The sequence below is a fragment of the Candidatus Binatota bacterium genome (assembly GCA_012960245.1).
Lineage (GTDB): Bacteria > Desulfobacterota > Binatia > UBA1149 > UBA1149 > UBA1149.
Genome location: DUBO01000011.1, coordinates 1 through 19147, shown reverse-complemented (window position 1 = coordinate 19147; position 19147 = coordinate 1). Strand labels below are relative to the sequence as shown.

Annotated in this window: 13 protein-coding genes; 9 read left to right on the top strand and 4 right to left on the bottom strand. The window is 63.7% G+C overall.

What is annotated here, in order from left to right:
- Window positions 1-68: 68 nt before the first annotated feature.
- The gene (locus EYQ35_01320) at window positions 69-836 is read right to left on the bottom strand and encodes a 3-hydroxyacyl-CoA dehydrogenase (GenBank protein HIF62781.1); all 768 of its coding nucleotides are present in this window, start codon (window positions 834-836) and stop codon (window positions 69-71) included.
- A gap of 20 nt (window positions 837-856) precedes the next feature.
- On the bottom strand, window positions 857-1639 hold the full coding sequence (gene efp, locus EYQ35_01315; protein HIF62780.1) for an elongation factor P: 783 nt from the start codon (window positions 1637-1639) through the stop codon (window positions 857-859).
- Here efp and EYQ35_01310 point away from each other — a divergent pair.
- The 7 genes from EYQ35_01310 to EYQ35_01280 all read left to right on the top strand — a co-directional run bounded on the left by EYQ35_01310 (window position 1380) and on the right by EYQ35_01280 (window position 10423).
- Entirely contained in the window at window positions 1380-3842 is a 2463-nt protein-coding gene (locus EYQ35_01310; GenBank protein ID HIF62779.1) for a hypothetical protein, read from the top strand. The genes efp and EYQ35_01310 overlap by 260 nt on opposite strands.
- Window positions 3843-3922: 80 nt before the next feature.
- Window positions 3923-4726, top strand: a complete 804-nt coding sequence (locus tag EYQ35_01305) for an enoyl-CoA hydratase/isomerase family protein (protein HIF62778.1) — start codon at window positions 3923-3925, stop codon at window positions 4724-4726.
- Between the two features lie 27 nt (window positions 4727-4753).
- Entirely contained in the window at window positions 4754-5491 is a 738-nt protein-coding gene (locus EYQ35_01300) for an enoyl-CoA hydratase (protein ID HIF62777.1), read from the top strand.
- Between the two features lie 193 nt (window positions 5492-5684).
- Window positions 5685-6848, top strand: a complete 1164-nt coding sequence (locus EYQ35_01295; protein HIF62776.1) for a lipid-transfer protein — start codon at window positions 5685-5687, stop codon at window positions 6846-6848.
- A 48-nt stretch (window positions 6849-6896) separates the two neighbouring features.
- Window positions 6897-7820, top strand: coding sequence for an SDR family oxidoreductase (locus EYQ35_01290; protein ID HIF62775.1), 924 nt, complete (start codon window positions 6897-6899; stop codon window positions 7818-7820).
- A 15-nt stretch (window positions 7821-7835) separates the two neighbouring features.
- Entirely contained in the window at window positions 7836-9266 is a 1431-nt protein-coding gene (locus EYQ35_01285) for a 3-hydroxy-3-methylglutaryl CoA synthase (protein HIF62774.1), read from the top strand.
- Window positions 9266-10423 carry an acetyl-CoA acetyltransferase gene (locus tag EYQ35_01280; GenBank protein ID HIF62773.1) on the top strand — a complete coding sequence of 386 codons (1158 nt, stop codon included), beginning with the start codon at window positions 9266-9268 and terminating at the stop codon, window positions 10421-10423. Before EYQ35_01285 ends, EYQ35_01280 begins: the two co-directional genes overlap by 1 nt.
- 16 nt (window positions 10424-10439) lie before the next feature.
- Here EYQ35_01280 and EYQ35_01275 read toward each other — a convergent pair whose 3' ends face one another.
- Together EYQ35_01275 and EYQ35_01270 are read right to left on the bottom strand one after the other, a co-directional pair.
- On the bottom strand, window positions 10440-10898 hold the full coding sequence (locus tag EYQ35_01275; GenBank protein HIF62772.1) for a hypothetical protein: 459 nt from the start codon (window positions 10896-10898) through the stop codon (window positions 10440-10442).
- A 25-nt stretch (window positions 10899-10923) separates the two neighbouring features.
- Entirely contained in the window at window positions 10924-14217 is a 3294-nt protein-coding gene (locus tag EYQ35_01270; GenBank protein HIF62771.1) for a carbamoyl-phosphate synthase large subunit, read from the bottom strand.
- A gap of 83 nt (window positions 14218-14300) precedes the next feature.
- On the opposite strand from EYQ35_01270, the gene EYQ35_01265 reads away from it, so the two are divergent.
- On the top strand, window positions 14301-16586 hold the full coding sequence (locus EYQ35_01265) for a hypothetical protein (protein ID HIF62770.1): 2286 nt from the start codon (window positions 14301-14303) through the stop codon (window positions 16584-16586).
- Window positions 16587-17120: 534 nt separating this feature from the next.
- The coding region (locus EYQ35_01260; GenBank protein ID HIF62769.1) for a hypothetical protein at window positions 17121-19147 on the top strand (2027 nt) is incomplete at its 3' end.

Sequence of the window (19147 nt, the reverse complement as noted above, 5' to 3'; positions counted from 1 at the left end):
AAGCCGGTCATGGTTACCTCCAGACGCTAATTATTTCCGAGCTGTTTCCCGCATGGCGACCACGCCCCTCAGCGCGGCGGCATCCTCAGCGCCCCGTCCAACCTTATGGTTTCTCCGTTGAGATAGGCGTTTGAGATCATGTGCAGCGCCAGCGCGCCGAACTCGGCGGGGTCGCCCAGGCGGTCTGGAAACGGAATGTTGGCCGCCAGTTCACCTTTCATCTCGTCGGGCATCAGCCCGAGCAACGGCGTGTCGAAGGTGCCCGGGGCTATGGTGTTGCAACGTATTCCGCTGCGCGCGAGATCGCGGGCAATGACCAGAGTCATTGCCACCACGCCGCCCTTCGAAGCGCTGTAAGCCACCTGCCCTATCTGCCCGTCGTAGGCAGCGACCGAGGCCGTGTTGATGATTACACCGCGCTCACCGTTTTCGTCGGGGTCGTTGTCGAGCATGCGCGTGGCTGCCAGGCGCGCTACGTTGAAAGTGCCCACCAGGTTGATCTCGACGGTAAACTTGAAGTACTCGAGCGGCATCGGGCCCTTTTTGCCAGTGGTGCGAGTGGCGGAGCCTATGCCCGCGCAGTTGACGCAGGCGTTGACCGTGCCGAAAGCTTGGGCCGTGGCATCGACAGCCGCCTGCACCTGCTCCTCGTTGGTTACGTCGGCCGGCGTGAAGATAGCGTTCTCGCCCAGTCCCTCGGCCACGGCCACGCCGTCGGAGCGGTCGAGATCAAGCAGCGCCACGCGGCCGCCCGCTTCGAGTATTTTTTCGGCCGTCGCCAGGCCCAGGCCCGAGGCTCCGCCGGTTATAATCGCTACTACATCCCCAGGCTTCATCGCTGCTCTCCCCTCGCGTGCTAACGCACGCGCTCCACGTAGCGCTGTTCCACGGGATCCACGCGGAGCATTTCACCGGTCTCGATGAACTGCGGCACCTTGATCGTCACGCCGTTGGTCAGCCGGGCGGGCTTGGATCCACCCGAAGCGGTCGCGCCCTTCATGGGCGGCTCGGTTTCTTCGACCGCCAGTTCCACCATCTTGGGCAGGTCCAGGCCGGTGGGCTCTTCGCCCACGTACTGCACGGTGACTTCCATGTTTTCTTCCAGCCACGGCGCCTCATCTTTCAGCGTGGAAGCCTGCAGGGTGAGCTGCTCGTAGTTCTCCTGGTCCATGAAGACGTAGCCGTCGCCGTCCCTGTAGAGGTACTCCATCTTGCGACCCGTGACGGCTACTCGAACAACGGTCTCGGTAGACATGTAGCGGTTCTCTACCTGCACACCGGTCAAGATGTTGCGCATCTTTGCCTGTATTACCGCGTTGCCCTTGCCTGGCGTGCGGTGCTGAAAGGTCATCACCCGGTAAGGCTCACCCTTGTGCTCAATGACCATGCCCGGCCTGAGTTCGGTAGCTTGTACTTTAGACATCCAGTTATTGTCCTCCCGACCGGCCAAAGTTAGTAGCTGCACGCTGGTGGGGCAAGCGCCGTGTTTCTTTATCCGTACGCAGATACTACTGTCGCCAGACCGTTGCTGTTCCCCTATGCCCTGGTTTAGATTTGTAACTCGATATCCTTGGCTTGTGCTGACCGTGGCGCTGGCAATTTCTGCTGGCAGCCTGGCCGCCATCGGCGACCTGCGCATTAACAACGACCCCGAGACCTGGCTGCTGGCAGGTAGCGGCAGCCTGGCCTCCTACCGGGAATACAAGCAGGACTTCGACAACGACGAGTACCTGGTGGTGGGCTACGCGCACCCCGAGGGGGTACTGTCGGAGGCGGCCCTGGACATGGCCGACCGCCTGACCACCGCGATCGAAGAGCTCGACGGCGTGCTCAGGGTCACCAGCCTGTCCAACGTAGAAGACATACGCTCGGACGGCGATCTGCTCGACATCGGGCCGCTGGTCATGCGCCCCGTGGACGACCAGCAGCGAGAGGTGCTTCTTGAGCGACTGGCCAGCGACCCCCTGTTTGCGCGTACGCTGGCGGGTGCCGACGGACGGGCGGGTGCCATCTCGATCAAGATAGAGCCCATGCCCGAGGGCGATTACCTGCCACGGGTAGTACTCACCCGCCTCATCAAGGAGCTCACCGACCAGGAAAACGCCGAGTTCCATGTCACCGGTGCCGTGCAGTTTGACCTGGCCATGTTCGAAGCCATGGAGCGCGACGACCAGGTGCTGTTGCCGGTGATGCTGGTCATTTTCGCGCTGCTGCTGGGTTCACTGTTTCGCACCTGGTCGGGCGTGCTGCTGCCCACACTGACCGTGGGCATTTCGGTGCTGTGGACCTTTGCCACGCTGTCGCTCACCGGCTTTACCCTCAACGTGATGACGGCCGGGCTGGCCATAGTGCTGCTGGGCATAGGCGTGGCCGATTCGGTTCACTACCTGACCGAGTACCAGCAGGAACTCCTGGCAGGGCGCAAGCGTGAAGACGCTATCATCAGAGCCGGCATGTTGGTCTTCAAGCCCTGCCTTTTTACCAGCGTCACCACGGCGCTGGGTTTTCTCGGGCTGCTCGTCATCAAGGTGCAACCCATAGTGGAGTTCGGGCTGTTCGCTGCCGTGGGCTCACTCTACGCCTTCGTGGCAACGATGACCGTCGTGCCAGCCACCATACGACTGCTGCCCGAGCCCCGGCGCCTGGTGGCCGCGTCGCAGGAGGGGCACTCGCGTTACCTGCGCGCGCTGTTCGGGCTGGTGTCGCGCAGGCGCGCCCTGTTGCTGGTCGTGAGCATAATGTTTCTCGTGGCTGGCCTGAGCGGTCTTTCGCGGGTGAAGACCGAGGCCAACTGGTACGAGTATCTCGCGCCCGATAACCCGACGCGCATTGCCACCGACTTCGTCGAGGACAACATAGGCGGCGTCTTCACCCTCGAGCTGCTGGTGAGCCCCAACCCTGAACTGGCAGGCACGGCCGAGCCCATGAAAGAACCGGCCATTCTGCGCGCCATGAACGAGGTCTACCGCGGCCTCGTCGCCGATGCCAAGATAGAAAGCGCCCTTTCGCCCGCGCAGTTCGTGGAGGTCATGAACCGCACCATGCACGAAGGCGACCAGCAGTGGCTGCGCCTGCCCGAGCGCCGCGACCAGGTCTCCCAGCTGCTTCTCATGTACGAAATGGACGCCCCCGACGGCGACATGTACCAGTACATGAACTTCGACTTCACCCGTGCACGCGTAACCGCCCGCTCAAGGATTTCGGAAGGGGCCAACGACCCGGCATTGATCGCGCGCGTGCGCGCCCTGGCCGACTCCATCGAGGGTGCCCACGTGGAGCCCACCGGCATGGTCATGCTCTTCAGCGACATCGAGCACCACATGATACGCGGCATGGTGCTGGGATTTTCGTTGGCGCTGATGGCGGTGAGCATAATGATGGTGCTCGTTCTTCGCAGCCTGCGCCATGGGCTGCTGGCCATGATACCGGCGGTACTGCCCTTGAGCTTCGTGCTGGGCATGACCGGCTGGGCCGGCCAACCGCTGGGGCCCATGGCAGTGATGATGGCCAACGTAGCCCTGGGCGTGGCGGTGGACAACGCCATACACCTGCTCATGCGCTACCAGCGCCTGCGCGCCGCGGGCATGGAAGTGGCGGCGGCCATAGAAGAAAGCGTTACCGTGGTGGGCCGGCCGGTGCTCTACACCGCCATCGTGCTGTGCATGTCCTTCCTGGTGCTTGGATTCTCGGACATGGTGCCGACGCGGGCCTTTGGACTGCTGACGGCCCTGGTGCTGGCGGGATCGCTCGGGGGCGCGCTAATCACGCTGCCCGCCACCGTGCTCATGGCCGACGAGCACCTGGGCAGTGGAGGGGCTAAGGCCCGCGGCGGCGAGGCCTGAACGCGCCGACCGCGTCGCTTGAACCCGACGGCTTCGACTTAATCCGTAGCGCGCCCTAGTATCGACTGGCGGGCGCCACCATGGATTTCGAGACACTGCTCTACCAGACCGAGGACCGCGTGACCACGATCACGCTCAACCGACCCGAACGTCGCAATGCCTTCAACAGCTTGATGGCCCGCGAGCTCGCGCAGGCATGGCAGGCGATCAAGGACGATCCCGACACGACCTGCGTCATACTGACCGGCGCCGGCGAAAAAGCCCTGTGCACAGGCGTGGACGTGGAGGCGGTGGTAGCCGAAGGCGGCTTTGATCGCACGGGCCCTCCGGCCGAGGACACGCCCTTCCTGCACATCACCGCTATACAGAACGCCTGCTGGAAGCCGGTCATCACGGCCGTCAACGGCATGTGCTGCGGCGGCGGGCTGCACTTCGTGGCCGACAGCGACCTTATCGTCGCCGCCGACAACGCCACCTTCTTCGATACCCACGTCAAGCTCGGTGTCATCTCGGGCCTGGAGCCCGTGGGCCTGGCCCGGCGCATACCGCTGGAGGCCGTCCTGCGATTGGCGCTGCTCGGAGGCTCAGAGCGCATGACCGCCGAGCAAGCACTGGCTGTGGGACTGGTCGGCGAGGTGGTGCCCCAGGCCGAGCTCATGCCCAGGGCACGCGAGCTCGCCACCACGATAGCCCAGCACTCGCCCACCGCGCTGGCCCGCTCCAAGCAGGCCATCTGGCAGAGCCTGCAGGTGGGCCTGGACGAGGCATTGAAAAACACCTGGCAGACCATACGCCAACACACGGCCCACCCCGATCACTCCGAGGGACCGGCAGCGATGGTCGAAAAACGCCAGCCGCGCTGGGCGCCCTACGACGGTAAGTAGACCGGGCGCGGGGCAATACGCGAGACGATGTACAAAAAAATTTCCTACGAACTGGCCGAGGGCATAGCCACCATCACGCTTGACCGCGCCGACAAGCTCAACGCCTACACGCCCGAGATGGGTGAAGAAATTGTCGATGCGTTCTCCCGCTCACGAGACGACGACCTTGCGCGGGTGGTAGTACTGACCGGTCGTGGCCGGGCCTTCTGCGCCGGCGTGGACCTTGACTATATGAAAGAGCACATGGCCGGCCGCAAGGGCGGGCCCGGGCCCGCCCTGGGCCAGGAGTCTTTCGTGCGCGAGTTCCCCCTGGAGCTGCTCTCGTATGCCAAGCCGGTCATCGCGGCCATCAACGGCGACGCCTTCGGTGTCGGGGTCACGATGACTCTTGGCTGCGACGTCCGACTGGCGGCCGACGGCGCCCGCCTGGGTCTTAACTTCACCGGCCTGGGCATGCTGCCGGGCCTGGGCAGCACGCACCTGTTGCCGCAGCTGGTCGGTACGCCCAAGGCGCTTGAATGGGTGCTGTCGGGAGCGGTGATAACCGCTGACGAGGCCGGCGCGGCGGGACTTGTGCAACGGGTGGTCGCTCCCGACCGCCTGGCCGACGAAGCGCGCACACTTGCCGGCTCAATGGCGGAGAAACGCCCTGAGGTACTGGCGGCTGCTAAGCGCGCCCTTCGACAGGGCCCCGCTTCGACCATGGCCGAGGCAATGGAACGCGAACGCGCGCTCAGCACCGAACTGGCCTCGCGCAGGAAATGAAGCTCGCCCGCCCGGCAGACGACGAGGCCTTCATGGACCCCGCCGGCTGCCACCTGGACAGCCTCGGGCAACTACTTTTCAGCGGTTAGCGGTCTTTACGAGGCCGATCGCGTTCTTGACGCACCCTTGCCCACCGACAACACTGGGCGACAAAGCCGACCGCCTCGATTCCAACAGCCTGGAGTAAAAAACAATGGCCAGTAATTTCACCCAACGCGCATTCGTCATTGGAGTTGGCATGACCAGGTTCGCCCGCTGCGACAGCGACGCCAAGGACCTCGCGCGCAGCGCCACCCGGGACGCCCTGGATGACTCCTGTGTCCCCTACGCCGACATCGAACTGGCCTACTGCGGTTACATCAACGGCATGAGCACGCTTGGCCAGCAGTCGCTGTACGAAATCGGCATGACTGGCATCCCCGTATTCAACGTCAACAACAACTGCTCTACCGGTTCAACTGCCCTTTACATGGCTTACTGCGCCGTGCGCAGCGGACAAGTCGACGCCGCGCTGGCCCTGGGCTTTGAAAAAATGAAAAAGGGTCCGATCGAAAACCAGATGCCCGGCATGGAGGCGGTCGCCGAGGAGACCGTGAGAGAAAAGAAAGCCCCGGTTGCCGCGCGGGTTTTCGGAGATGCCGGCCGCGACCACATGGAGAAGTACGGCACCAAGCCGGAAACCTTCGCCAAGATCTCGGTAAAAAACCACCTGCACTCGGTAAACAACCCGCGCTCGCAGTACCAGGAAGCCTGCACGCTGGATGAGGTCCTGGCCTCCCGAATGGTTTACGACCCGCTGACCCTGCTGCAGGCCTGCCCGACCAGCGACGGCGCGGCAGCTGCGGTGGTCGTGTCCGAGCGCTACCTCCAGTCCCACCCCCACCCCGGCGCAATCGACATACTCGCAATGGCGCTTACCACCGACCGGGCCGAGGACTTCGAGCGCGGCGCCATAGGCGTGGCAGGCATGGGCATGGCCGAGCGCGCGGCGCGGCAGGTTTACGATGAATCCGGCCTGGGCCCCAACGACGTGCAGGTCATCGAACTGCACGACTGCTTCAGCACCAACGAACTGATCACCTACGAAGCGCTCGGCCTGTGCCCCGAGGGTGAAGGCGAACGACTGGTGGAAGAAAACGCGTGCACCTACGGTGGGCGCTGGGTGGTCAACCCCTCGGGGGGTCTGCTCTCCAAGGGGCACCCCATCGGTGCGACCGGGCTGGCCCAGTGCGCCGAGCTGACCTGGCAGCTGCGCGGCGAAGCGGAGAAGCGGCAGGTAGACAACGTCAGCGCCGCACTGCAACACAACCTCGGCCTGGGCGGGGCCTGCGTGGTTGCCATGTACGCCCGCGCGTGACCGACTGAACCGTGGGCGTTGAGACGAACCCGCTGGAGGCTTAAAGGCATGTCCCTGCTTGAAGGAAAAATCGCGATCGTGACCGGTGCCGGACGCGGCATAGGCCGCGGCGAGGCTATTGAACTTGCCGCCCACGGCGCGCGCGTTGTGGTCAGCGACCTCGGCACCGACTCCGGTGGCCAGGGCAGTGACGACAGTCCTGCCGCGGAGACCGCCGGCCTCATCAAGGCGGCCGGCGGCGAAGCGGTCGTCAACAATGCCAACGTATCGTCCTGGAACGACACCGAGGCCTGCGTAGCCCAGGCCATCGACACCTGGGGCGGACTGGACATCGTCGTCAACAACGCGGGCATACTGCGTGACGCCTCTATAGTGAGGATGACAGAGGACGACTTCGACAGCGTGATCGCCGTACACCTGAAGGGCACGTTCAACATGACCCACCACGCCTGCGTTTACTGGCAGGCCGAGTCCAAGGCCGGCCGGCCGCGCCGGGCCGCGATCGTAAACACGGTCAGCTCGGCGGGCCTGCAGGGTAACAAGGGACAAGCCAACTACGGCGCCGCCAAGGGAGGCATTGCTTCGCTCACCATGATCACGGCGCTGGAGGGCAAGCGCTACGGGGTGCGAGCCAACGCGGTGGCACCTGGTGGAGCTACGCGCCTTGTCACCGAGACCTTCCAGGGCATGGAAACGCTGGAGGCCAACGAAGTGGGTGAAGAGTTCAGCAAGCTGAACCCCGGGAACTCGGCACCGGTGGTGGCGTGGCTGGCCAGCGACGATGCCTCGCACGTTACCGGGCAGGTCTTCCGCGCGGTGGGCGACGAAATAGCACACTACCGTTCGTGGCAACTGGGCTCACCCGTAAAAGCAGGAAAAGAACCACAGCGCTGGGACGCGCGTCGCATTGGCGACGCGGTCGCCACCGAGATTTTCGGTAGCAGTGTAGCCGGCCTCAAGATGGGTGGCTGAAGCAGCGAAATCACCATGGCAGGAATAAGTTCTTACGGCGCCTACGTACCACCTCACCGGCTTTCGCTGGACGCCCTGTCCGGCCATACGCCGCGCGACGGCGGTCCCGAAAAAGCGGTGGCGTGGAACGACGAGGACAGCGTCACCATGGCGGTGGCGGCCGGTGCTGACTGCCTGGCCGGGTTTTCCCGCGAGCGGGTCGACGCGGTCTACTTCGCATCGACCAGTTACCCGTTCAGGGAGAAACAGGGCGCGGCACTGATCGCGCGAGCCCTGGACCTCGGCCGTGAGCTCCAGGCCACCGACTACTCGAACTCGCTGCGCGCCGGCACGACCGCCCTCCGGGCGGCCGCCGATGCCATCGACGCGGGTTCGGCCACGTGCGTCCTGGTCATCGCGTCCGACTGCCGAATGGGTGCCCCGGGTTCCGGACTGGAGCGCAACAGTGGTGACGGCGCGGCCGCGTTCCTCGTGTCGAAGGATTCGGTCATAGCCACCATGGAAGCTTCTCGATCTGTCACCGACGAAATCGTCGACGTGTGGCGCAGCGAGGGGGATGACTTCGTGCACAGCTGGGAAGACCGCTTCGTCGTGCAGGAAGGCTACGCGCCGCGCATGGCCGAGGCGATCGATGGCCTGCTGGCCGACGGCGACGACTCGGTAAGCGACTACGACAAGGTCGCCCTGTACGGCCCCGACCACCGCAGCCGGACGGGCGTCGCACGCACACTGGGCCTGGCCGACGAACAACTCACCGACGGCTTTTTCGGCCGCCTGGGAAACGCCGGCGTGGCCTTCGCACCCCTGCAACTGGTAGCCGCGCTCGAGAACGCACGCCCGGGCGAACGCATACTGGTAGCCAACTACGGCGACGGCGCCGATGCCCTCGCGCTCAAGGTCACCGACGGAATCGAGCAACTGCCGGAACGACGAGGAGTGGGGTGGCACCTGGAAAGGCGGCAACCGGTGGCCGACTACGCCCAGTATCTCAAGGCCAGGGACCTGGGGACAAGCGAGTGGGAAGCCCAGGCAGGACCGGGACTTTCGGCTACCGTCCACTTCCGCGAGCGCGACAGCAACCTCGCTTTTTGTGGCCAGCGTTGCCGCTCCTGCGGCGCCGTGCAGTTTCCCGTCCAACGCGTGTGCGAGAGTTGCTTCGCCCGCGACGATTTTGATGGAACCCGCCTTTCGGACCGCAGCGGGAAGCTGGTGACCTGGACCTTCGACTATTTTTTTCCCACGCCCAGTCCGCCCACGGTAGCGGGCATAGTCGACGTCGAGGGTGCGCGCGTGCACATGCAGCTGGTCAACTGCGCACCCGACGACGTCAGCCTCGGCATGCCGCTGGAATTCGAATTCCGCTGTATGCACCGCGCCGGTGGTCGTCCCAACTACTACTGGAAAGCAACGCCGGCCACTGAGCCGGCAACAAGCGAGGACCGGTAATGGGCAAGGATGCGCTTCGCGACAAGGTGTCGGTAGTGGGTGTTGGCTGCTGCCCCTTTGGTGAGAACTGGGATCAGTCTCCGTCCGACATGATCGTAGACGCCGCCTACGAGGCTTACGCCGACGCGGGCATAGACGAACCACAGAAAAGAATAGAGGCTGTATTCACCGGCAGCCTTTACACCACGCAGGGGCCGCACGAGTGTGCCGACGCGCTCAAGCTGTTCGAGCGACCGGTGAGCATGGTCTCTAACTACTGCGCCACCGGCACCGACGCGTTTCGCTACGGTGTAATGTCTATCGCCTCGGGGCTGTACGACACCGTGCTCGTGGTAGGTTACGACAAGCCCAAGGACCGCGGCGTCTCAGGGCCGACGGTGATGATGGACGGCGTACGCGACCTGCCCAGGACGCCCGCCGGCTGGTTCTCTCTTTGCGCGGCGACCTACTTTGATCGCTACGGTGCCGGCCGCGAGGACCTCGCGCGCATCGCCGTCAAGAACCACCACAACGGCACGCTGGCCCCGCGCAGTTGGCTCAAGCGGGAAATCACCGTCGACGACGTGCTCAGCGCACGCATGATCTCCTGGCCCTTCGGCCTGTACGACTGTGCCGCGCAGACCGACGGCGCGGCCGCGGTGGTACTGTCACGCACCGACCTCGCGCGTGGCTTCCGCGACGACCCGGTGCTGGTCAAGGCCGTCACCATCAGCTCGGGCCCCAATCCCCAGAAAGACCCCGGCAACGACTTCCTCTCGTGGAAACCCAACGGCTGGGCCGCCGCCGATGCATACGAGCAGGCCGGCATAAGCGATCCGCGCAGCGAGATCGGCGTTGCCCAGGTGCACGACTGCTTTTCACTGACCGAGCTGCTGGCTTACGAGGATCTCGGGTTCTGCGACAAGGGCAGCGCGAAGGAACACATAGCCGACGGCAAATTCGAACTGGGCGGCGACCTGCCGGTGAACACCGACGGAGGCCTGAAGGCCTTCGGACACCCCACCGGGGCTACCGGCGTACGCATGATCTACGAGAACACGCTGCAACTGCAGGGCCGCGCCGAAAAGCGCCAGGTCAAAAACCCCCGGATGGCCCTGTCACACAACCTTGGCGGCCATCCCACTGCCTGCGGCATCGCCATACTGGGACGCGACTGATCCGCGGCCACAGCAGTCAGCCGCCTGCTGCCGGGGTCCGTCGCAGCGACAGCACCAGCATGACCAGCGACACGACAATGATAAGGTAACCGCCCGGTACGGCCGGCGGAGTCTCAAGCGTGACTATCGGTTTCCAGTTGCTTATAGCCATGCGCGACAGGTATTCCACGATCAGCGACAGGTACATCAGCGACAACAGCGCCCGGTAGCGCCACAGCACCAGCACGTAGAACAGGCCGATCAACAACTGCGACAATCCCCACAAGGCGAAGATCGTTACCACGCCCGCGGCCCCGTCGGGCGTGAAACTGTCCAGCGGTATGGTGGCAATCGACTGCGCACCTCCGTCGTCGCGGAAGATGTGTACCAGGCTGCGGCCCAGCGTAATCAGCGTTATCGGGTAGAACAGCCACAAGGCCAGCGGGTGACCCCGGTAGTCGTTGTTGACCTGCTGAGGAAAAAGTCCTTGCAACACAACCTGCCTCCTTATTTATCGCGGTCTACCAGGTATCAATACAGGGACGCTTCTTTTCAGTGCGCGGCGCGGGATCCGGCACCGACCTCAGCGCTGACACCACGCGTTGTCTCGAATCGGCGGGATCGATAACGTCGTCGATCTCGAAGTGCGACGCCATGTTGACGGCCTTGCCTACCTCGTAGGCGCGCGCGACCATCTTTTCGTAAAGCTCGCGGCGCTCCTGCGGATCGTCGACGGCCTCGAGTTCCTTGCGAAATCCCAGCTTGACGGCTCCCTCCAGGCCCATGCCGCCGAACTCCCCGGTGGGCCAGGACACCGTGAACAGCGGCGCGTGGAAGCTGCCGGCCGCCATGGCCTGCGCCCCCAGCCCGTAGCCCTTTCGCAGCACTATGGTCATGAAGGGCACCGTCATGCTCGCGCCGACTACGAACATGCGCGAGGCGTGCCTGACATTGGCGAGTTTTTCTATCTCGGGTCCGACCATGATGCCCGGCGTGTCGCAGAGGCTCAGCACGGGCAGGTCAAAAGCATCGCACAGCTGCATGAAACGCGCTGCCTTGTCGGCCCCGTCGGGGTCTATGGCCCCGGCCAGGTGGCCGGGGTTGTTGGCCAGTATGCCCAGCGGGCGTCCCTCTATGCGCGCGAGCGCCGTGACCATGCCCGCTCCGAAGCCCCCGCGCAGCTCGAGCACCGAGTTCTCGTCGGCCAGCGTCTCGATGACCGAGCGCACGTCGTAAACGCGCAAGCGGTTTTCGGGTATGGCCTCCCTGAGCAGGCGCTGGTCGGCTGCCTGCCAGTCATCGACCGGGCCCTGGAAGTAAGAAAGGTAGCGCTTGGCCGTTGCCACGGCCTGCTCTTCGTCGTCGACCAGCACGTCGACCACGCCGTTGGCCGATTGCACGGCAGCCGGGCCAACCTCGGTGGGGTGAAAGACACCCAGGCCGCCGCCCTCGATCATGGCCGGCCCGCCCATGCCGATGCTCGAGTTACGCGTAGCGATGATGACGTCGCAGCAACCGAGCAACGCGGCGTTGCCTGCAAAACAGTAACCCGAGTTCACGCCCACCAGCGGCACCAGCCCGCTGAGCTCACCGAAGTAGCGAAAGGCCAGGCAGTCGAGACCAGCCACGCCGGGCGCGTCGGTGTCACCGGGCCGCCCTCCCCCGCCCTCGGTAAAAATGACCACAGGCAGCCGCTGCTCGCGCGCGATCTCGAACATGCGATCCTTCTTACGGTGGTTGAGCATGCCCTGCGTGCCCGCCAGCACGCTGTAGTCGTAGGACATGACCACGCAACGCGACGAGTCGTCGGCAAAAACATCGCCGTTGACCCGCCCCAGGCCGCAGACCATACCGTCACCCGGCGTCTTGCGTATAAGATCAGCCATCTCGCGGCGGCCGCGCTGGGCGGCGATCACCAGCGCACCGTATTCTTCGAAGGACCCCGCGTCGCAGAGATCGTCCACGTTCTCTCGGGCGGTACGCTGGCCGGTCTTGCGACGACGCGCGACCACGTCGGGGCGGTTTTCGTCCAGCCCGAAGGCGTGCCTGTCGACGACCTCGGCGAGATCGGGCCGCACTCGTTCAAGATCGGGAGCCTCTTCGGCCACCGGCTCTGTCACCTCGCCCTGCGTTTCTTTTATGAGCAGCAGGCGTTGCCCCTCAGACACCGTGTCGCCGGCGGCCACGTCTAGCACCAGCAGTTCGCCCGCCACTGGAGCCGCGATCACGTGCTCCATCTTCATTGACTCCATCACCAGCAACTCGTCGCCGGCGGCCAGCACCTGTCCGACCTCGACGGCCAGCGAAACCACCGTGCCCGGCATGGCCGAGCACAGGACCCGCTCGCCCGCGTCGGCAACTGATCCGCCGTCAGCAGGCAGCGCCGGGACAGCGTCGTCTTCGAAAAACAGGCGCCGATGCCTGCCGTCGCCGTTGGCCGAAAGCTCACTGCCGTGGTCGCCCAGCAACCCGGTGTACCAGTTGCCCGCCTCGACCTCGGAGTGTTGCAGCAGGTTCTGTAGAAAACCGATGTTGGTGGCCACCCCCTCCACCCTGAATTCGCAAAGCGCCCGGTAGGCCCTCGCCAGCAACTCGCCAAGATCTCCCGACGACCTCGTGACGACCAGCTTGGCCAGCAACGAATCGTAGGCCCCGGCGACCTCGTAGCCGGTGTAGCCGAGCGTGTCCACGCGCAGGCCCGGCCCCGCGGGCGGGTCGAACACGGCCAGCGTTCCGCCCGAGGGAAGCACGCTGCCGTCGGCCTGCTGCCGTTCGGCGTTGATCCTGACCTGCAGCGCGATGCCGCTCTGCCTGACGTCATCCACGCCCAGCTCCGACAGCTTGGCGCCGCGGGCGACCTGTAGTTGAAGGCTGACGAGATCGAGGCCCGTTACCTGTTCGGTGACCGTGTGCTCGACCTGCAGGCGCGGGTTTGCCTCTATGAAAAACAACTCGCCGGTATCGCCAGCGTCCAGGTCGAGCAGAAATTCGAAGGTGCCCAGTCCCGTGTAATTGAGCTCGCGGGCCATCAGGAGGGCCGCGTCGCTCATCTGTTTTCGCTGCCCAGCGGACAATGCGACGGCCGGGGCCAGCTCCACGAGTTTCTGGTGACACCGCTGCAGGCTGCACTCGCGGTCACCCAGCACCACCAGGCCACCGTGCTGGTCGCCCAGCACCTGCACCTCGAAATGTCTCGCTCGCCTCACGAGTTGCTCGGCGTACAGCCCGCCCTGCCCGAAGGCCGACTCGGCCTCCGACCGGCAGCGCTCCAAGGCCTGCTCGACCTCGTCGGCGCTGTACACCTCTCGCATACCCCTTCCGCCACCTCCGGCAACGGCCTTTACCATCATCGCTGCGCTCTTACCCAGGGATTCCAGGAACGCCAGGGCACCGGCGAGATCGAGGTCGCCTTCGCTTCCCGCCAAAACCGGCACTCCCAGGCGCCGGGCCAGCGCGCGCGCGCGAGGCTTGTCGCCCAGCAGCTCGAGGGTCGCGGGCGCGGGCCCCACAAAAACCACGCCGCGCTCGGCCGCCAGCGAGGCAAAGCCAGCGTTTTCGGCCAGGAAACCGTAACCCGGGTGCAGCAAGGTACAGCCCTCGTCCACGGCGATGGCCAGCTGCTGTTCCCCATCGAGATAAGCGCCCACGCCGTTGCCCTCGAGACGACGGGCCTGGTCGGCCACGCGCAGGTGCAGTCCACGCGAGTCGTCACCTGCGTAAACGGCCACCGTACGCAGGCCGAGATCGGCAGCCGCACGCGCGACCCGCAATGCCACCTCCCCCCGGTTGGCTATGAGTATTGATTCACCCGACATGCAACCCGTGTTCTGCCAGCCCGGCACCGGGGTGTCCAGCCACCCGCGTAGAAAGCCCGTTGTAAACGCTACCGGGCAGCGACATTATCACGCTTCCGTGGCCGACTTGCCGTGACCGGCACGACGCCCGGCCAGTTCGCGTGTTAGAAGATAACGCACACTACGACCAGGGACCTGCCCGCCGATTACTCGCCCACGCTGCCATAGCGCTGGTGTGCGTGGCGCCGCTATACCCGCCCAGTGCAGAAGCAACGGAATACTCGCACCCGCGGGTAACAATAACCCGCACTGACAATCCACCCGTAATAGACGGCCACCTGGACGATGCCACGTGGCAGGACGCCGCCGTCATCGACAGCTTCCGGCAGGTTGAGCCGGTCGAGGGTGCTGACCCCAGCGAGCGCACGGTGGCCTACCTCGCCTACGATGACGACAACATCTATATAGGCGTGCGCTGCTTCGACAGCGAGCCGGAAAAGATAGTCGCGCACCAGCTGGTCAATGACTCCTTCCTGCTGAACGAGGCACGCATAAACGTGATGCTCGACACCCTGTTCGATCGACGCAACGCCTACTTGTTCCAGGTCACTCCCCTGGGCACCAGCAGCGAGGGACGGGCCGAAAACCAGACCACTTACCGGCACGAGTGGGACGCGATCTGGTCGGCAGACTCGATCATTGACGAGCAGGGCTGGTCGACCGAAATGGCGATTCCTTTCAAGAGCGTGAGCCTGGACGCCAACTCGACACGCTGGGGCCTGGAAATCGAACGCCACATCCGCCGCCGCAGCGAGAAAATAAAATGGGGGTCAACCTCGCAGTCATACAGCATCACCGACCCCGCCAATTACGGGACCATGGAGGGGTTAGAGGGAATACAGCAGGGACTGGGCCTGGACATACAGCCCTCGCTGGCGATGAGCAGCCGCTGGAACGCGGAGTCCGGTGGCCCGGGAACCGGAGACCAGGACCTGGCCATGGAACCTTCGGTAAACGTGTTCTACCGAGCGACGCCTTCGATGACGGCCGCGTTCACGGCCAACACCGATTTTTCCGACGCCGACGTCGACCTGAGGCAAACCAACCTGACGCGCTTCTCGCTGTTCTTTCCCGAGACCAGGGATTTCTTTATCGAGGACGCCGGGGTGTTCGAGTTCGGAGGCCTCAAGCAGAACGGTACGCCATTTTTCTCCCGCCGAATCGGACTTGACGCCGACTCCCAGCCGGTCGACCTTGTTGTTGGTGCCAAGCTCGCCGGTCACGTGGGGCCCTGGGACCTGGGCCTGCTAGACGTCGTGGTAGGAGATTCGGCGCAGGTCGACTCAAAAAACCTCACCGTGGCCCGGGCAACTCGCGACCTCGGGAGCAAATCGCGAGCCGGCTTCATTGCCACTCACGGCGACCCGTTGAGCGACGGCGACAACACGCTGGCGGGCCTGGACTACCGCTACCGCGACAGCCGTGTCGCCGGCGACCAGGTGCTGGTGGCCAGGGCCTGGGCCCAGAAAAGCTGGACCGATCCGCCGACCGGCGAACCACCTGTCGGCGACAAGGAACTGGCCTGGGGCGCATCGGTTGACTGGCCCAACGATCGCTGGAACGCCGGGATATCGGTTGCCGAACTGCAAGAAGACTTCCTGCCGGCGCTGGGTTTCGTCAACCGCACCGGCATTAGAGACTACCGTGCAAACCTCAGGTATCGACACCGCCCTGGCAGTGGACCTATTCGCCACGTCGACAGTGGATTCACGGCACGAACGGTGACCGACACCGGCGATAAGCTGGAAAGCGTCCAAGTAGACGTTGACTATCTCGTCCTCAGCAACCAGGCCGGCGACAAGCTCAGCTTCGCGTGGTCGTTTATCGAAGAAGACACCAGCGAGGACTTCGAGATAGTCGCGGGCACCATCATCCAGCCCGGGGACTACCGCTACCAGCGGCCGGCGGTGCGCCTCGACACCAGCACAACGCGACCGGTGGCGGGCAAGCTTCACGTCAAGTGGGGCGAGTTCTATTCAGGGAACATGGTCAACACCGCGGCCGTGCTGGAATTGCGCCCCTCGCCGCATTTTTTCCTGTCCTTGGAACACCAGCTCATCGACGCGAAACTGCCCGAGGGCGACTTCACCATCCACCTCTCACGATTCGGTTTCGATGTGAACCCGTCTACGCGGGTGAGCTGGCGCAACCTCGTGCAGTGGGACAACCAGGGTGACCAGCCGACGCTTAACAGCCGGTTGCGCTGGATACCCGAACCCGGGCGAGAGCTGTCGCTGGTGGCCAACCAGGCCTGGGACAAGTCGGGCAGTTCATTCACAACAACGACAGCCGACTACACGCTTCGCCTGTCGTGGACCCAGCGTTACTGACTCCGCTGGAGCAAACCCCGTTTGCAAACGAAACCGGGGTCAGCCCAGTGACCCTGCTGCGGTACAAGCCCCCCCCCTAACCGCTGCTCCCCCCCCCCCGCATGGGGGACGAGAGGAGAAAAAAACGATGCGTGGATGGAAAAACCACGTCAGAACCGTTGACACGAATCGCCCCCTTGTGGGAGTCTATCCGTTGCAGGGATGTAGCACCCGGATTGTCCAAACAACCCGGGAGGGGGGGGGGAGCTTCCCGTGGATAAAGGACTTGTAGTTAAAATAGCTCTGTCATTGTGGGCAGTGCTTACCTTCGGCTTCTTGCCGTTACCCGGGGTGTCTCGCTCAGCGCCGAAGGTCTACAACAGGAGCGGTCCTGTTCCAGGGCGTAACAGGCGTCGGCTTCTTGGTCCGCTTTCTATCTTCAATACACTTCCCGAAGTCCGCCTGTCCCCGGCCGTTTGTTCTCTTTTTGCCTTTGTCTTCGGGATCTTCCTGTTCGCGAGCCCCGCTGGTGCGGCCTGCGGCTCAGAAAATTGCGTGGGTACGGATGCCTGCAAGGATCAAAGTAACATCGGGAATGCGTGCCCGACCGGCGTAGGTTCTTTTTGCGCGATCGTATGCAACGGCGGGGCCTCCTGCTCGGGAAACGCAACGTTCACTCCGGCGAGCGAAAGCGGCCACATCCTTTGCACGGGAACAGATGCCTGCAAGGACGCCACCATCAATCTCCAGGCAGGTGCGGACGCGAGCCAGTGGAAGATCACCTGCGACGGAGGCACCGCTTGTTCGGGTTTGAATTTCGGCGGAGTGGGAACCTGCTCCGGAGCTTCTTGCCCAGCTTGTCCACCACTGCCGGGCAAAACTTACACCTACGACGGGATCACCAGCCCCTCGGCTACCTTCACGGCCGAAGATGGTGAAATAGACGAACCCGATTCGACCATTTCCAATGGCACCTTCAGCGCCCGGCGCGACACCATCGGCGGTTGGAGCCTGTTCTCCGAAGCATCCACGGCCGAGTACGCCAACCTGGTTGGTTCGGATGACTCCCGATACCAGACCGCAGACCCTAATGCCGGTGACAACGCTGTCATAATTTTCGAGTTATACCTGGACGAAGATGCCTCCGACATCACCGAGATAACGGTTTCAGCTGAAATAGGCAGGAGAGATTCGCGAGATTTCGGCTGGGTCTACCTGTGGAACTACACCACCGGCTCCTACACGATAATAGGCGACGATACGGGCAGCGCCGACGCTGTCATCAGTAAAACTATAAGCATTGATGCCGATCAATACGTCCATCCCACGACAAGCCAGGTTACGGTGTTCGTGGTCAACGAAGATGACAGCGATTGGATCAGAGTCGACAACATCAGCGTAACAGTCGATGGCCCCTGCATCTCAGGAGAAGACGGCAGCGCCTGCGATGACGGCCTGTTCTGCAACGGCTCCGACACGTGCAGCGGCGGCAGTTGCAGCAACCACGCCGGCGACCCGTGCAGCGGAGGCAGCGAATGTAACGCCACTTGCAACGAGGCCGCCGGTAACTGCTTCGACACGGTCAACACGCCCTGCTCCGACGATGCCATCACGTGCACCGCCGACGTGTGCGACGGTGCCGGTACGTGCGGACACATCGATGCGAGCGCACAGGCTGGCGGTTGCGGCGAAGACGGCACCTACCGTTGCGACGACTCCAACGATCCTGGCGGCCCCAGCAGTTTTACTTACGAAGACATCACCTCCAGCGGTACCGCGCTTAACCTGGCAGATGACGGTACTTCCACCGCGGCGCTGGATTTTACATTCAGCTTTTACGGCACCGATTACACGTTGCTGAGCGTCTGCGCGAACGGCTTGTTTTCCTTTACCACCAACGACTGCCCCTTTGCTGCCGTTGCTATCCCCAACGCCACTGCCCCGAATGCGGCGATCATGGCCTTCGCCGAGGATCTGAACCCGACCCTGGGCGGAACCATACATTACGAAACACTGGGCTCTTCACCGCAGCGGCGCTTCATCGTGCAGTTTACCGACATACAGCATTTTGGTGGTGGCTCTGCCGTGAGTTTTCAACTCGTGCTGTTCGAAAGCGCCAACAATATAGAGGTGAGATACCTGTCTGCTGTCCCCGACGGGGACACTCACTCCATCGGTATTGAAAACGCGGCGGGATCCGACGGCATACAGGTCGTAAACGGAAACCCTGGCACGCTTACCAACTTCACGATCCGTTATGACACCGGCGTAGCCTGTGACGACGGCAACACGTGCACCTTCCATGATATATGCGTTTCCTCGGTGTGCGGCGGGACCGTAAACACCCCCGTGGCCACCAGCTGCGGCGACGGCAGCGACACCGGGTGTACCAATCCAGATACCTGCGATGGTGCGGGCTCATGCGACGTCAACGATGAGAGCCTGGGCTTTACCTGCGGCAGCGCGACCGACACCGAATGCACCAATCCCGATACCTGCGATGGTGCGGGCTCATGCGACAATAACGACGAGACCGCGGGCTTTGCCTGCGGCACCCAGGGCGATGAATGCCTGGTCGATGA